13 protein-coding genes and 2 pseudogenes are annotated in these 14,922 nt (G+C 68.0%); 10 read left to right on the top strand and 5 right to left on the bottom strand.

Going from position 1 to position 14,922, the window contains the following annotated elements; translation table 11 throughout:
* Positions 1 to 160 precede the first annotated feature (160 nt).
* The 5 genes from ABZ027_RS39515 (at position 161) to ABZ027_RS39495 (ending at position 6,296) form a co-directional block, all read left to right on the top strand.
* Positions 161 to 1,027: a hypothetical protein gene (locus tag ABZ027_RS39515; RefSeq protein WP_356777255.1), complete on the top strand. Its 867-nt coding sequence runs from the start codon at positions 161 to 163 to the stop codon at positions 1,025 to 1,027.
* Positions 1,028 to 1,378: 351 nt separating this feature from the next.
* On the top strand, positions 1,379 to 2,335 hold the full coding sequence (locus tag ABZ027_RS39510) for a hypothetical protein (RefSeq protein WP_356777253.1): 957 nt from the start codon (positions 1,379 to 1,381) through the stop codon (positions 2,333 to 2,335).
* A 123-nt stretch (positions 2,336 to 2,458) separates the two neighbouring features.
* Complete coding sequence (locus ABZ027_RS39505; RefSeq protein WP_356777251.1) at positions 2,459 to 3,244, top strand: hypothetical protein; 786 nt, start codon at positions 2,459 to 2,461, stop codon at positions 3,242 to 3,244.
* Between the two features lie 77 nt (positions 3,245 to 3,321).
* Entirely contained in the window at positions 3,322 to 3,735 is a 414-nt protein-coding gene (locus ABZ027_RS39500) for a hypothetical protein (RefSeq protein ID WP_356777249.1), read from the top strand.
* A 239-nt stretch (positions 3,736 to 3,974) separates the two neighbouring features.
* Positions 3,975 to 6,296, top strand: a complete 2,322-nt coding sequence (locus ABZ027_RS39495) for a hypothetical protein (protein WP_356777247.1) — start codon at positions 3,975 to 3,977, stop codon at positions 6,294 to 6,296.
* A gap of 101 nt (positions 6,297 to 6,397) precedes the next feature.
* Here the strand turns inward: ABZ027_RS39495 and ABZ027_RS39490 are convergent.
* The 4 genes and pseudogenes from ABZ027_RS39490 to ABZ027_RS39475 form a co-directional block, all read right to left on the bottom strand.
* Positions 6,398 to 6,574 (bottom strand): annotated as a pseudogene (locus tag ABZ027_RS39490) (IS5/IS1182 family transposase); the annotation flags it as partial.
* Between the two features lie 400 nt (positions 6,575 to 6,974).
* A complete protein-coding gene (locus ABZ027_RS39485) occupies positions 6,975 to 7,604 on the bottom strand; it encodes a TetR/AcrR family transcriptional regulator (protein WP_356777245.1) in 630 nt (209 codons plus the stop codon).
* A 91-nt stretch (positions 7,605 to 7,695) separates the two neighbouring features.
* Positions 7,696 to 8,157, bottom strand: coding sequence for a MarR family transcriptional regulator (locus tag ABZ027_RS39480; RefSeq protein WP_356777243.1), 462 nt, complete (start codon positions 8,155 to 8,157; stop codon positions 7,696 to 7,698).
* 138 nt (positions 8,158 to 8,295) lie between these two features.
* Entirely contained in the window at positions 8,296 to 9,255 is a 960-nt protein-coding gene (locus ABZ027_RS39475; protein WP_356777241.1) for an ABC transporter permease, read from the bottom strand.
* A gap of 177 nt (positions 9,256 to 9,432) precedes the next feature.
* Between ABZ027_RS39475 and ABZ027_RS39470 the strand changes: the two genes are divergently transcribed.
* The gene (locus tag ABZ027_RS39470; RefSeq protein ID WP_356777239.1) at positions 9,433 to 9,918 is read left to right on the top strand and encodes a MarR family transcriptional regulator; all 486 of its coding nucleotides are present in this window, start codon (positions 9,433 to 9,435) and stop codon (positions 9,916 to 9,918) included.
* A gap of 60 nt (positions 9,919 to 9,978) precedes the next feature.
* Here ABZ027_RS39470 and ABZ027_RS39465 read toward each other — a convergent pair whose 3' ends face one another.
* Positions 9,979 to 10,329: a DUF4333 domain-containing protein gene (locus ABZ027_RS39465; RefSeq protein WP_356777237.1), complete on the bottom strand. Its 351-nt coding sequence runs from the start codon at positions 10,327 to 10,329 to the stop codon at positions 9,979 to 9,981.
* Between the two features lie 455 nt (positions 10,330 to 10,784).
* Between ABZ027_RS39465 and ABZ027_RS39460 the strand changes: the two are divergent.
* The 4 genes and pseudogenes from ABZ027_RS39460 to ABZ027_RS39445 all read left to right on the top strand — a co-directional run.
* A pseudogene (locus ABZ027_RS39460) lies at positions 10,785 to 11,503 on the top strand (ABC transporter ATP-binding protein); the annotation flags it as partial.
* A gap of 280 nt (positions 11,504 to 11,783) precedes the next feature.
* Complete coding sequence (locus ABZ027_RS39455) at positions 11,784 to 12,203, top strand: hypothetical protein (RefSeq protein WP_356777235.1); 420 nt, start codon at positions 11,784 to 11,786, stop codon at positions 12,201 to 12,203.
* A gap of 106 nt (positions 12,204 to 12,309) precedes the next feature.
* Positions 12,310 to 13,947: a YdcF family protein gene (locus ABZ027_RS39450; RefSeq protein ID WP_356777233.1), complete on the top strand. Its 1,638-nt coding sequence runs from the start codon at positions 12,310 to 12,312 to the stop codon at positions 13,945 to 13,947.
* A gap of 184 nt (positions 13,948 to 14,131) precedes the next feature.
* A complete protein-coding gene (locus tag ABZ027_RS39445) occupies positions 14,132 to 14,695 on the top strand; it encodes a MarR family transcriptional regulator (protein WP_356777231.1) in 564 nt (187 codons plus the stop codon).
* Positions 14,696 to 14,922: the final 227 nt, after the last annotated feature.

Below are 14,922 nucleotides of genomic sequence, written 5' to 3'. Positions count from 1 at the left end.
ACACAAGACGTCGCGATGCCTCCCTCAACCCGAGCGAAACCATGCCTGACCAGCAGGAATCAAGGGATCACGTTCGGTTGAGATACGGCTTCTTAGCCTGCACATCGCAGGCCCTGGGCGACGTTCGGAGCGGGGCGCTTTGTGTGGCAGTGCCGCTGGATTGACGGCGGTTTCCGGCAACACCCCGGAAGACGAGGACATGACCGCTGAGGCGGCTTTCCTTGCAGAACAGAGCACGAATGTGCAAGATCACCTGCAGGACCTCGCCTCCGTCGTGGCTGCTCTGGCCTGGACTGACCAGCACGACCGGGCCTGGTCCCTGCTCAACGCACTGCCGGATGACAGTCCCAGCAGGGATGAGGCCGCCGCCGCGTTGGCTGAGGCTCTTGCGGCTTCCGGGCATTACGCAGTAGGTCGCGAACTCGTATGGACCCTGCCGCAAGGGCTCCAGCGACAGCGGGTGCTTGATGAAGTCGCCTGCTGGGCCGTTCGGCGCGGAGACTTCCTCATTGCCATCGACCTGTGCGCCGCGGAACACCCCGTTGAGCAGCGCAACTTCCCTCTGCTCAACGTCGTGGACCTCGCGGCGGCCAAGCGACAGTACGCTGAAGCCGCTGTTGCCGCCCGCGCCCTCTGGGACCCCGCGGACCAGGTGCGCGCACTGTGCGCCATCGGGGCGACCGCCCATCGACACGGCGCCCAAAACTACGCCGACGAGTTCACCGACGAGGCTGGTGCCTTGCTGACAGCCACCTTGGAGTCGACGGAAGACTGGACGGAACGCCAGCGAGGCCGCCTCCGGGCCGCCGCGGCCGAAGGATGGGGGGACTGCCCCGCAGGCCGTGAAGCCGCAGTCGAAGCACTGAGCCTTGCCCCGTGGAGCACCTGTTTGGAGGGCGTTCGCCGGACAGCGCCCCAGGCTCTGCCAGCCGTACTGGGGCCGCTGCTACGAGAGAGTGAGCACCCAGCATCGCAGCGCGGGCCGTTCCGAGCGCTCGACGCTTCAATGACCAACCCACACCGATGAGATGGACCGGCTGAGGCCGCACCACGACGGCAGGTGTGACCTGCCGGCCTTCGACCAGGCACATGAGTTGATCGAGACAGGAAGCCGCTCATGTACACCAGAGTCGGACTCTGAGGTGCCGGCATGGTCGCATTGATTGTCGGTGCCGTTGTCGACGTCGACGCGGTGGACCCGTGGGCCAGCGTCGGAGGTGGCATCGCAAGTCTGTGGGGCATCGCCTTGCGCTGTACGCCCAATTCGCGCAGTCGGCCGCACCTGCCACCAGCGGAACCCAGGTCAGCGCCGACGGGAACGGGGTCCATCGCGACCGACACTGCGCTTCCTGAGTCGGTTGCTGCGTACGCTGCACGGATGACGCAAGAGTGGACCTCGGCCATGAGTTTCTCCTCGTTTGCTCCTCCTTCAGGTGCGGGGGACGAGGCGGCAGCAGCCATCGACCTACGCGAGGACGTGGAGGCGATAGCAATGCGCTGGCAGGCTTTCAGCAGCCGCGGGGCCCTAGCAGGCTGGGCTTCGGAAGAGAGTTTGCGGCAGGCTGGTGTCCCGGATTACGGGCCGCTGATCAACCGGGTGGTGGAGATCCATGGGTTGATGGGCAGCATTGGAGAGCAACTCGCCCTAGCCCGGGCCGCAGAACTGGACGCGCAGCGACACCGGCTGGGCGCCGCGATCGTTGATCCGCAGCAAGCGGCCGTCCTTGAACACAGTCGGCGGATGGCGGTGCGCGCGCTGTGCGAGATGAGTACACATTTTGTTCTCGGTGCTGCTCACGGGCTGGCCAACCTGGTTTTGCGGACCGTCTTGTGCCACTCGGCTGCCGCCTGCGAGGTAAACCAGGCGAAGCGCTTGAAGAAGGCGCAGGGCTTTCCCCCGGGCACCGACCTGAAGGATGCCTGGCTGACGTTCTCCCCTACAGGCGACGTCTGGTCCACGTTGCTGCCAGCAGTGGCCGCGACAAGCGGCCTAACGTCTCTGCAGGATCTTGTGGCGCGGCTACGACTGCTGCAAACCGATCCGCGGTTTGTTGCGCTGGAACAGCGGCGGGGCATGGATTACCACCGTCACCGCCCGCAGTCTTTGGACCACACCTCACCGCGCGCCGGTCTGTGGTCATACGATGCCGTTCACAAGGTCTCCACGATGCGTATGCCTGGTGCCTCGGCAGACGCCGAACGGGATGAGGAGATCGTCCATCGCATCAGCGCCGATGCCCTGGAGTGCCTGAGTACGGCCCTTACCGACCTTGAGCCCCTGTTGGGGCAGAGTCTGCGCGACTGCCATCTGTCCTGGACGCCGGTCGACGCTTGATGGACAGATCACCAAACGGCAGTAAACAGCTCGGCGCACGCCATACGCTGGCCGATCGTACGCACAGTCAGCCTTTTGCTGCAGTGTGCGGGGGCCGTACAGCAGGTGGGGAGAGATATGGTCGTGTCGGAGTTGAACTCTGTCCCACCGGTTGGGGCCACGGGCGATCGGGCAATCGCGGTCGGCGGCGACGTAGAGATTGCCGTGACTGGCGACAACAACATCATCCATCACTATCTGATTTTGGGTGGTGGAGGCGGCCCGGCGGGTTCGATGCCTACAGACGAGGAGACTGGAGCCTTTCCCGCCGTCAAGGTCAAGGTCGTCGTCCCTGTGCTGATCGGCCTGGTCAACTGGGTCGGGCAGGCTGTCTCGATGCATCCCGGTCGGCGTCTGGTGCAGTCCTACGTGGAACAGGCACTGCACCAGGTTGGCGCTCAGGGGCTGGTGGCCTATGGAGAGGAACAGGACAGCGGCGAGAACCTGCTTCTGTTCACCGGGGCAGCGGACATGCGCATGGTGGGAGCCTTCCTGCTGTCCGAACTGGATCGCATGATGGCTGCGGACTGGGTCAATGCCACGCGCAAGGATGGCTATCTCCTGCCGCAGTTGCGGCTTGTCCTGCATGCGGGATTCGGTGAATACGACGGTTCCCGCATCTCTAGCCCGTCCTTCGTGAAAACCATCCGGGCTCATGCCGAGACAACAGCTCTCCACGATGCGTATGCGGGAGACGCGGTCGGTGTGGTGGCTCTGGTGACGAACGAGGCCTATGACGCCGGGATCTACGAAGACCACTGCGGGAGTGGCCAGCGCTGGATTCCGTTCTCCCAGTCCGTAGCCGGTGCGAGCCCGCTGGGCTTCTGGGCACGTGGTGCACTGGGCGACGCGGCATCCGCAGCAGACTGAAAACGCGCGCGCCCCGTACTTCACTGTCCTTCGGTTAGGGTGCCGCAAGACAAGGACGAGCAGGAGGCGTTGTCGTGATGACCGGCTGGCGCAGGGGCGTGGTGTGGGCAGTGGCAGCAGCAGCCAGCCTCACTTGTGCAGGAGTGACACTGTTGCTGTGGTTGAAGGATCTCAGCACGGCGGGCATCGTGGCGGGCCTGGCTGCCGATACCGTCACGCTTGTCATGACGGTGTTCGCCGTGCGCGCTCTGGTGCTCCAATCCGCCCAGACCACCAGCCAGGCCACCGCGTCGGGAGCGGGGTCCGTCGCCGCCGGCGGCAGTATCGGCAGGGCCGTGACGGGCAGCAACAATCAGCGCACTGGGGGTACCCCAACTCCTGCGCCTGGATCGCCAGCACCGGGTGGCCGGGCGGAAGCATCCGGTACCAAGTCGGTGGCCGCGGGCGGCTCCATCGGAGAGGCGGTCACGGGCGACGGCAACAGCACGTGACCGTCTCCTGGTGGCAGCGCCTCAGCATCAGGCGGCACAACAAATCGCCTCACCGCGCAAGGCCCATTGTGCCCGGCACGGTGTCGGCTCCGGGTGACGGAGCGATTGCCATCGGCGGCTCCGCCGAAACCGTCGTAGGTGGCCACGGCAACACCGTTGTCGTGCTCCACGCTGGGACCGGTGAACGAGTCGTGGGCGCGGCCTCCTTGGACGACCTTGACGCCAGCTGCAGGATCCGCATGGTGGAACGCTGGCACGCGGCTGGTGTATCGGCCGTGGTCGCGGCCGAACTCGCCGACACTCCTCAGGTGGGAGCCTTGCCGGATGCGGTGACTGCATTGCCGGAACACGGAGTGGTGGTCCTGGAGGGCGTGTTCGGGGCGGGCAAGTCGCTCGCCGCTGAACGCCAGCACCAGCGTGACATCGCTGCCGCACGCGCTGACGCGCAAGCCCCCATTCCTGGACGTCTTGCAGCGCAAGACGTCCAGGGCAGCCTGATCGACGCGGCCACCCGCGCCGCAGCCGTCCTCGGGGATCCCGCCGTGCGTGGGGTACGGCTGATCGTGGACGGGCTGGAAGAGCCCGGGCCGATCCGCGGCAAGGAACTGCTGGACCAAGCATGCAGTTGGACGCTTTCCCCTGCAGGTGCGCGGTGGCGCATCCTGGCCACGGCCCGTCCCGGTCTGGAGGTGGACGAGAAGCTGCGCAGGCCGATGCCGGCGCTGTCGGCAGACGAAGCGGCCGCGCTGATGGACCGGCTCGGCGGTAACGGCATTGCGGTCCACAGCCAATCCGGCATGGTGCGCAGCGTGCTGCGCCAGCCGTTGTTCGCCATCATCGCAGCCCAGATCCAGCGTGATCATGAGCGTCTGCCGAACAGTCCGGTGGCCTTCCTGGACGCGTTGGTCACCCGGGCTCTGCGCGATGTCGAAAGCGTCAAGGAAGAACGCGCCGAGCGGCTGTTGCGCCGACTCGCCGCGGTGTGTGTCAGCGCTGGAGGAGTGGCGGCGGCCGCGGATGTGGGCAGCCCCGGCGAAGTACAAGTGCTTTTGGACACCCGGCTGGTGGTGCGTCGCGGAGACCGGCGTCTGGCCTTCGCTCTGCCCGTGCTCGAACAGTACTTCGCCGGGCAGGCATTGCTGGCCAACGGAGTGCTGGCGGAGGTGGTGCAGAGCGTGGAGCTGCTGGACCGCTGGCGCTACGGGCTGGCGATGGCAATCGCCTCCTCTGGCTGGGAGTCGGCCCGTACAGTGCTGGATCCACTGCTGCGTGCCCATCCGGGCGTCGTGGGCTGGGCCGTCCACGAGGCCATCCCGCAGGCTGAGTTCGAGGAGGAGGGTCCTTGGCCGGATCTGCCGGCGGACGTGGTCAGCCAGCGCCTGCAAGAGACCCTCGATGCCCCGCGAACGCCTCCGCACGGCTCGTGGAGAGCGGCACCTGCGGGGGCGCGATGGGGCCGCGCATGCCAGGCAGCGCTCAGCCCAGCAGGGGACCGCATCTTTTTCTCCATGGGGAGGAACGGCCCGGTCACCGTAGATGCGTTCCTCGAGGGAAATAGGCTGGGACTGCACATCCTGCGACGCGACGGTGACCACACCCCGGGGCTCGCTATCCCCGCTGCCCACAGGTGGACAGAACCGCGGGGTGTGCGCCCTGTGACGGCGCTATTCGGAGCCGCCGCCGTGGAGTATGCCGCCTGGCCCTGGCAGAAGACACTGAAGCTGGTTGCCTCAAGCCTGCACACCATGTGTGGCCTCAAGGACTTCGACCTGGCCGACTGCGACGCCTACACCAAGGAGCGCCTGTGGCTGGCGGCTGCGGATCTGATGAAACTGCCCTCTCGTCGTTTCACTCCCCTGCGTGCGGAAGATGTACACCGGGCACTGTGCTATCACCTCTACGGCGAGCCGGGGAGTCTGCCGGTGCGGAGCGGCTTCGGCACACGGTTCACCGGTTATCAGGCGGAGCTGCTGCGCATCGAGGAGGAACTCGGCAGTGGCCGCTGGGCTGACGCTGACGGCCTGCTGCATTCCCCGTATGCCGTTCCCGACCAACGACTCATCCGCCCGAGGTACTGGGTCTGGGACGCTTACAGCCCAGAGCAGCTCAGGCTGCGCACCGAGCAAGTCCTCACCGCCGCAGTAGAGATCTACACTGCGCTCGTCGACACCTGGTTCCCTCAGCTCAAGCCTGTCCTCGGCCTGGCCAGCGCCGTCCCCGCCGCACTGACCGGCGAGCTGTACACGGCTCCGCCCGGCGGCAAAGACGCGTACGAGCCGCCCGGCTTGAGGCTTTCCCTCTACTCCTCGCCCAGCAGCTCGGTCACCGTCCGGCTCGTCCCGTCAAAGGACGCCCTGTACGAACCCGTGCCTGCAACCGCACGCGGATCCCGTCCGACGAGGTCCCCCTGGGCGCGCCCGAGTACGCCGGTCCTGAGCGAACCGGAAATCTTCGGCGACGCCCCCGCGATCGACTACGCCTACGCCTGGCTCCACGAAGACCTCCACCGCCTCCACCTCACCGAGCGTGGGCCGCGAACCATACGCACGGGTCTCCCATAGAGCACTGTGCATCGTGAAGTTGCTGGTCACGGGTCTGGTGTGCGCGGGCTTCGTGTTGTTCGTGCTGGTCGTGGGTGGATGACTTCGGTGAAGATCGTCGGTCACCGGGACACTACGCGGTTCGTGAGGAGGAGCAGGGCCCTGACCAGGGCGGTCGCCCAGGTCGGGTCCCTTCGGACTTTGCCGAGCACCCGCCAGTTTTTGAGGTGGGCGAAGCCGTGCACCACCGGTGCCCGCCCCGCTGCCAGTGCGGTGTTCGACAGCTTCTGTTCTTGTGTCTGGAGGCGACCGCTTCGGCCTGGAGATGGTGGCCTCGGCCACGGGGCATTCGGCTGCGGCCAAGCGGGTACGCCGCCGGGCGGCCGGGCCGTACCCGGTTCGGCGCCAGAGCTGTGCGATGGCCGAACTGGCTGCCGCAGTGGACGAGGCGCTCGTCGGCCTCGGGGACGGCGTCACCCAGGTGCAACGTAAGCAATACCGGGCGTATCAGCGGCTGCGAAGTTTCGCGTGCCTCATCACGCCTCAGGCGCACCGGATCGCATCAATCGCAGCCGTCCAGGCGCACCGCGACCTCGGCATCGACCGCACGCAGTACGTGCACGTGCACCGGGCGCTGGGTGCGGTGGGCGTGATCGGGATTGCGACAGGCCTTCGCACCGCTCAGGCGGCCCGTTCTGATCAAGTGCTTGGGGAGTTGACGGGCCGTAGGCCGCGGAGCACGGCGTCGACAATCTGCTCGACCAGTCCGTCCGGGAGGTCGGGGTCGGGGTCGACGAACGAGCGGATGAGCAGAGGAGCGACGAATGTTTCGATAGCCAGTTCCAGGTCTATGTCCGTACGAAGTTCCCCGTTCGTCCGGCCTCGGCGGAGGATCGCCAGTCCGAGGTCGCGCCGGGGAGTGATCACGCCGGCATGGTAGGCGGCCCATATCTTCGGGCTGTTCCTCGTCTGGGCGTGGGCGTTGTGCAGGATCGCCGACAAGCGGCTGACCAGCCCGCGTTGGCGCAGTGACTCCAGCAGAACGACGAGGTCGTCCCGCATCGAGGTGCCGGGGAGTTCGGGTTCGGCGGACTCGGCAGCGCGTATGACGTCGACGAACAGGTCCTCTTTGCCGCTCCAGCGGCGGTAGATGGCCGCTTTGCCGACGCCGGCGGTGCGGGCGATACGCTCGACGGAGAGCTCACCCAGTGGAACACCGTCCTCCAGGAGGTTCATTACTCCCTCCATGATGGCCTGTTCCACGGCTTCGCTGCGCGGGCGACCGCGCTTGGATCCGTTCGACGGCGGACGGCTCTCGGCACGGGTCATGGCTTTCCGTCGCTCAACCTCTCCATGTCTCTTTCTCACATCGACGCGGCGGAGCCACAGCGGCATCCGCTGGACAGCCAGGGCTGCAGGGCTAGTTCAAGGAGCGCCTGTCGATAGCGAGGGCATCGGGGTTCAGTTCCTCGACCAAACGGTAGAGCAGACGGTGAATGCTGTCCTTGTCGTCCGGGGAGAGTGGTGAGGTCGTCTCCCGTTCGATCCGCCGGGCGATCGAAGCGGCACGAGCGGCGGTCGCCTCTCCCTCGGCGGTCGCGAGTAGCTGCATGCTGCGGCGGCTGGTCGGGTGCGGTTCACGTCGTAGTAGTCCTCGCTCGACGAGCTGGCTCACTGCGGCGCCCATGGACTGGGCTGTGATGCCTGAACGGCGCGCGATCTCGGCGGCGGACACCCCCGGGGTCCAAAGGACCTGTTGCAGAGCGTTGTGCTGCGCCAGTGTGAGGTCTTCCGCGCGCAGTGCCCGCTCCAGCCGTCCGGCGATGATCTGGGAGAACTGCCAGGCGAGGTATCCGGTGGTGGGAAACGCGGCGTCGGTCACGGCCGCAGTCTACGAGAGCGAGGTGTGTTGCTCGCCGGGACGTTACCGGGCAGCCCGGCCGCGTCTCCGTGCCATGGACCAATACCACTCCCGTTGCCCACGGACGGTGCCTGGGAATGCGGCAGGGCAGGAGTTGGGTCAGTCGACGGCTGCGCGGCGGGGTCCGCGGGCATCAAGCCAGAAGAGCACCACGGCGGCGACGAGGATCCACGCCATCAGGACAGCGATACCCGTAGTCAGACCGTCGTTGTTGAAGTGGGACAAGCCCTGGACGGCCCGTACGCCGACTCCCACCGGGAGGACCTCCGAGAGCGGATGCAGCCAGCCCGGCAGATAGGCGGCGGGCAGCGTGCCACCGCTCGTGCTGTTGCCGAAGGTCAGCAGGACCACGGCGGCCAGCGACATCCCGGCCCGGCCGAAGACACGCATGAACATCATGGTCGCACTGCCGACGGCTGCGGCCAACAGTGCGATGATCCCCGCGATGCCCAGGAAGGGCCCGGGCAGTGCCGCGAAGCCGAGGCTTCCGGCCATCGCCGCCACGAGGACGCCGGCGAGGACGCTGAAGGAGGCCAGGCTGGCCAGTCTCCACCGGTACTCCAGTCGCGGAGCCATCTGGTAGGTCATCATGCCGAACAGGAATCCGGCCAGCACGACGCCGAACCCGGCGTAGAACACCGACATGCCGCGGGTATCGCCCGCCGAGGCCGGCACGACGTCGCGTATGGTCAGCCGGTCATTGTTCGCCTTGGCGACACCGGAGAAGGCGCCGGTGACCGTCGAGGTCACCGAAGGGCCGTTGGCTCCGGCGTACAGCAACGTCGCGGAGTTCCCGGGGCCGGTGACATAGGCGGCGTACACCTTGCGGTCCTGCAGCGCGCGGAGGGCCGCGTTCTCGTCGGCGTAGCGCTTCACCTCGAATCCGCCGGACAGGCCGAGCTCCAGCCCTCCGGTGACCTGTTCGAGCCGTTGGGTCGTCCCGACGACGGCGACCGGAAGGTCGTGCGGGCGCGGGGCGTGGAAGGCGGCCAGGAACACGCTGACGAAGATCGATCCGATGACCAGCACGATCGCGACCGGTAGCAGAACTCCCTTCACTCCGGTGGCACCTTGCGGCGCCGGAGCGGTGTCCATCGCGTGGTGATGGGACGCATGGCGCGCCTCAGCGGAAGTGGTGGGTGATGTGGACATGGGGGAGGGCTCTCCGTCTCTAATTACAAGGTGCCTTATAGTTGTACCATAGAAATATCAGGTACCTTACTGTTGGAGCCGCTCGTGAGCCGCACACACGCAGATCCGTCCACACGCATGGGCTACCTGGCGTGGCAGATGGTCCACGTGATGGGGACGCGGCTCGAGAAAGCGTTGCGCTCGCTCGACCTCACGGCGGCGCAGCACAACGCGTTGCAGCACGTCGGCTGGACGCCAGGGGTGTCCGCCGCCGAGATCGCACGCAGGACCGGCTTCACGCCCCAGTCCATGGGCGCCGCTGTCAACGCACTGGTGGACCGCGGCCTTCTCGCGCGCCACGATCACCCTTCGAACCGTAGAACCGTCCAGCTGACCATCACCGACGGCGGTGCGAAGCTGGCCGACATGGCGCGGGAGGTGGTGGAACGACTTGACGGAGAAGCGCTGGCGGCCCTGACCCCCGCTGAGCGGGCAGTCGTTCACTCCCTGCTGCTCCGTGTGCTTGCCGAGCTCAATCCCGATGCCTTGCCACCGTTGGGCCTGCGTGGTGCGGGCTCCGGCGCGGCGTGACCGTTCGGAAGGGCTGGCGCGCCGAGTCGGCATCCGGGCGAGGGTCAGACGACGCCACTTCTACTGCTCCAGCACCGCGTAGTCGTACGAGACGCTGTTCCCGTTGGCCTTGGTCACGGACGCTATGATCTGCTGCCGCTTTCCGTTCTCGGACATGACAGTGCACTCGACCGAGTCGCGCTGTCGCGCCTTGAGACCTCCGGCACAACTCACGGATTTCGGCTTCTCCTGGACGAGCGGCAGGGAGTAGTTCTCGCGGACCTGCTTCTCGACCTCCGTACGGCTCACGGCCCCGGTGGAACCGACGGAGCTGGTCGACTCCGTGCTCAGCAGTCGCGGTACGGCCACGAAAGCGAATCCGCCCACGGCCACGACGGCGGTGGTCATCAGGGACACAGCGACGTATTTCATGTTTCTCTCCTGCGATGCGCTTGCTGCGGTGAGGCTGTCACCGGAAGAGTGGCCCGCCGGACGGCGGCTGCGTTTCGGCCCGTCGGCCGACAGTGTGCGGCCGGGGTCGGCCCACAAGCCGATTCACGGGTCAGGCGGGCGACAGGCGTCGGTCGCGCGGTACGAGGCGGACGACGAGGTCGCACCAGGGGCGGGGCGGCGCCCGTTCGTCAGCGCTTCCTGCACCACGCGGTGGCCGGACGCTCCACCCGCCGGGCGGGCCGGGGGAGCAGCAGCGGGTCGGCCCGCAGGCCGACGCCGACCGCTCCGGACCGGTCTGGCGGCCGAGGACGGGCAGGGCGGTACGGCGGGATCGTCGAAGGCATGCAGATCCTCACCGTTCTCCAAGTGGCCCTGGCGGCGCTCGCCGGGCTCTGCCTCGTCCTGTGCGCCCTCGTCACCGTCGAGGCCGCCCGATGAACTCGTACCGCACGACCGCCACCCACCCCGTCCTTGTGGGCGCCGGTCTGAAGAAGTCCTACGGTCTGACCCGCGCCCTGGCCGGTGTCGACGTGTCTGTCGCGGCGGGCGAGTCGCTGGCGATCATGGGCCCGTCCGGGTCGGGCAAGTCCACCCTGCTGCACTGCCTCGCCGGCATCGAACGCCCCGACGAGGGAAAGGTAATGCTCGCCGACGAGCGAAGCGAGACGGGGGTCCCCCGGACGGAGCCTGGGTGAGCGTGGACCAGCTGGGCGAGCCGCACCGCAGCGAGTTGCGCCGGACCCGCTTCGGCTTCGTCTTCCAGTCCGGCCAGCTGCTGCCGGAGCTGCCCGCCGACGAGAACGTGGCCCTGCCGTTGATGCTCGGCGGCATGCCTCGCCGCCAGGCGGTCCAGAAGGCGCGGGAGTGGTTCCCGCCGCTGGGCCTGGCGGGCATGGAGGAGCGGCGGCCCGGACAGCTGTCCGGCGGGCAGGCGCAGCGGGTGGCCATCGCCCGCGCGCTGGTCGGCAGCCCTCAGGTGATCTTCGCCGACGAGCCCACGGGCGCACTGGACCAGGTCACCGGCATGGAGGTCATCGACCTACTGGTCACCACCACCCGCAGGCAGGGAACCGCACTCGTCGTGGTCACCCACGACGAGGACGTGGCGCGCTGGTGCGACCGCACCGTCCGGGTCCGCGACGGCCGCCTGAGTGAGGACCGCCGGACGCCGGACGGGGCCGCAGGCACCAACGCCGTGGCTCACGCTGCCCAGGCGGCTGGCCTCGCCGCCTGGCGCACACCCGGACACCCGACCGGCTCCGACACGGACGCGAGGTACGACCGATGAGGGCGCCGAACCCGAGGACGGCCCTGGATCGCACTACCTGGACCCTGACTTGGCGGCTGACCCGCGCCGGAGGCCGCTCCGGGCTGCTGGCCACCTCCCTGTCCGTCGCCGCGGCGCCATCAGCACCGGACTCCTGCTGCTCTGCGTGGCCGTCAACCTCGGCTTCCAGCAGCGAGCCGACCGCATCGAATGGCGCACCCCCGTCAAGTCCGCGGCCCCGGTCGCCGTCGAGGCCGTCGGCACCACCTTCAGCGGCGGTACCCCCGTCACAGTCGTCGACCTGGCACAGCTCCCGGGCAAGAACGCCCCCGCCCCGCCCGGCATGACCCGCTTCCCCAAGCCGGGTGAGGTGTGGATCTCCCCGGCCCTCGCCGACCTCCTCCGCCGTCTTCCCGCCGACCGGCATCCCGTCCCCGGCACCGCGGCGGGAACCCTCGGCCATGCCGCGCTGGCCCGCCTCGGCGAACATCTGTCGACACCGGCGGCATGGCCCTGCTCGTCCTGTGCTTCGGCCTCGGCGTCGGGGGAATGCTGGCGGCCGGCGCGCTCAGCCGTCCGCTGCTGAGGTCGGTCACGGAGCAGTCGGGCCCACGCCCCGAGTAGCAGACCACCCGCCGTGCCCACGTCCTGGGTCAGGACGCCCCGCCGATCAGCAGAGGTGACAACAACCCATGCCTGCCGTCATTTTCGCGATCCTCGCCGGGCTGGCCTTCCTGCTCTTCCTGGACCGGACGCGGCAAGACCCCCGCCGCTTCGGCAACGCCATCCTGCTCGGACTGTCCCTCGTCCTGCTGACCGTGGCGCTGCTCGCCCAAGTGGCAGTCGGCAGCGCGCCCGCACCACTCCTCGCGGCAGTGGCCCTCACCTTCGCGCTGCTGGCTCTGGGGGTGCTGGCCCTCGCGTTCTTCCTGATCGCGAACGGGGTGACGATGGTCCGCAAGAAGGGCCGACGCCCCGCCAACCTGCTCTCCGGGCTGGCGGGGCTGGCCGTCCTCGGCTGTGTCACGCTCACCATTACGGCCGCCGACGTCGACTCGGCGCCGTTGCGGCGCGTCGCCGGAGCGGTCCTCCTCGTGGCCGGCTACCTCTCGTACGTCTTCCTGTCTTTCCTCGCCTACGCCTTCCTCTACGCGCGGCTGAAGATCCGTCACGACGTGGACTTCGTCGTCGTCCTCGGATCCGGTCTGATCGACGGCTCCCGGGTGCCGCCCCTGCTGGCGAGCAGACTGGAGCGGGCGCGCGCGGTGTACGAGGCGCAGGCGGCGCGAGGTACGCCGCCCGTGCTGGTCACCTCCGGAGGCCAGGGCCCCGACGAGGACCTGGCCGAGGCCGAGGCGATGGCCGACCACCTCATCGCCCATGGCGTCCCGGAGCGGCACGTCGTACGGGAGAGCCGCTCGCGCAGCACGGAGGAAAATCTTCGCTTCAGCGAGGCGCTCATGCGGGAACGCGAGCCGGACCACCGGTGTGTGGTCGTCACCAACAACTTCCACGTCTTCCGCGCTGCCCTCACAGCCCGGCGCACCGGTGTGAACGGCCAGGTCATCGGCTCGCCCACCGCCGCCTACTTCTGGCCCAGTGCGACCATCCGCGAGTTCGCCGCGGTCTTCCTCCGCTACCGGGCGGTCAACCTCGGCTCGTGTGCGCTGCTCGCCCTGATGGGATTCCTTCTCCCCTCCCGAGACGGGCTTCCCGTCCTTGAACCGTGCTGCACGAGACCGAGTTCGGGCCCGCCTCGGCACGCCCTCGGAACCGTCTCCTCGGCCGGGCTCCCCGCGGAAGTAGATCGGCCCGGGGATCGAGACCGATCGGCGGGACCAACGGAGGTGGTTCTTGGCGTCGCGAAACTCGGTCAATCGGCCGTGCTTGACGCCTGGGTGGCCGAGCTACCAGGCATCTACGCTTCCGGAGCCTCGTCGCTGGGACCCTGCCAGATCTCGTCGAACTCGAGTAAGGATCTTTGGGGACAGGGTCAGGTGCGCGGCCCGGAGTGTCTCGTGCAGCCGCTCGGGGGTTCGCGGCCCGACGATGGTGGTTGCGACCGCCGGGGTTGTGGAACAGCCAGGCGAGGTCGACGTCCGCTGGCCGCTTGCCGAGGTCGCGCACAGGGCTTCGTACCGTTCGAGCTGTGGCCGGTGCTGCTCGACAGCAGCCAGGAAGTCGGGGGACGAGCGTCGACCGCTGTCGGCCTTCTACAGGGGTTCCGCCGAGCAGGCCACCGCCCGGCGGGCTCCATGAGATCAGGCCGAAGCCGTAGTGGCGCAGTGCAGGGATCAGTTCGAGTCGACCGCGCGCGTGGAATGCGGTGACTCCACCAGGATCTGCGGGGCCCGACCTGGTCGCCGAGAACTCATGCGGCAGGACGCGACGAACGTGTGCGGCTGGCCGGCCGCCAGAAGAACCTTCGTGCGCAGCCTCACGAGCGGAATGCGACTGCCTGTTCGGCCGCTAGGCAAGGAAGGCCAGTCATCCCTCGCGCATAGAATCCGTTTCATGGCCAAGAACCGCCCCGTGAAGCGGACCCGCAGCGTACCTGCCGGCGAACACAGCCCCGGCGGGCAAGCCGAGTCGGCAAGGGGCAGCGAGGCTGCGGAACCGTTCCAGTGGCTGAACGAGGAGGAGCTCCACGCCTGGATGGCCCTGGTCGGCATGGTGACCAAGCTGCCCGCGGCAATGGATCGGCAGCTCCAGCGCGACGCCGGGCTCACGCACTTCGAGTACCAGGTCCTCGTGGGCCTGTCCCGGGCCCCCGAGCGCACGCTGCGCATGAGCGAGCTGGCCGACTTCACCGCAGGTCAGTTGCCGCGCCTGTCCCAGGTCGCGACCCGTATGGAGCGCCGCGGCTGGCTCACCCGCCGCCCCGATCCCACCGACGGCCGTTACACCCTGGCCGGCCTGACCGACGCAGGAATGGCGAAGCTCGAAGCCAGCGCCCCGGATCACGTCACCGCGGTCCGCCACCTCGTCTTCGACAGCCTCTCGCCCGCACAGGTGCGTCAGATGACCCAGATCGCGCGGCGCATCGCCCAGGCAGCGGCCAGCGCCGATTTCCGCTGAGCTTTAAGGCCGTGACGTCTCGGTTCAGGCACGAGACATGACTTCACGCGTGAAGTACATCACTCGCGACATCAGTTGCACCATGAAGTGACGGCAGATATAACTTCATGCATGAAGTGACTGGGAGAGGGCGGGCGCGGTGGCCACGCCATCGCCCGTCGTCTGCACCAGGCATCCATGGTCACCGGCAACAACCAGCCCGTCGGCGCGGGCAGGACGCCTAAGAA

It is taken from the genome of Streptomyces sp. NPDC006332, assembly GCF_040612855.1.
In the GTDB taxonomy this organism is placed as follows: Bacteria; Actinomycetota; Actinomycetes; order Streptomycetales; family Streptomycetaceae; genus Streptomyces.
Note: the sequence above shows the minus strand (reverse complement) of the source record. Positions and strands in the feature narration are given on the sequence as shown.

Coding starts and splice junctions, on each gene's coding strand:
- ABZ027_RS39510 (WP_356777253.1), top strand. CDS start 1,379: ATGACGCAAGAGTGGACCTCGGCCATGAGTTTCTCCTCGTTTGCTCCT.
- ABZ027_RS39485 (WP_356777245.1), bottom strand. CDS start 7,604: ATGACCCGTGCCGAGAGCCGTCCGCCGTCGAACGGATCCAAGCGCGGT.
- ABZ027_RS39445 (WP_356777231.1), top strand. CDS start 14,132: ATGGCCAAGAACCGCCCCGTGAAGCGGACCCGCAGCGTACCTGCCGGC.
- ABZ027_RS39465 (WP_356777237.1), bottom strand. CDS start 10,329: ATGAAATACGTCGCTGTGTCCCTGATGACCACCGCCGTCGTGGCCGTG.
- ABZ027_RS39495 (WP_356777247.1), top strand. CDS start 3,975: ATGGTGGAACGCTGGCACGCGGCTGGTGTATCGGCCGTGGTCGCGGCC.
- ABZ027_RS39450 (WP_356777233.1), top strand. CDS start 12,310: ATGCCTGCCGTCATTTTCGCGATCCTCGCCGGGCTGGCCTTCCTGCTC.
- ABZ027_RS39500 (WP_356777249.1), top strand. CDS start 3,322: ATGACCGGCTGGCGCAGGGGCGTGGTGTGGGCAGTGGCAGCAGCAGCC.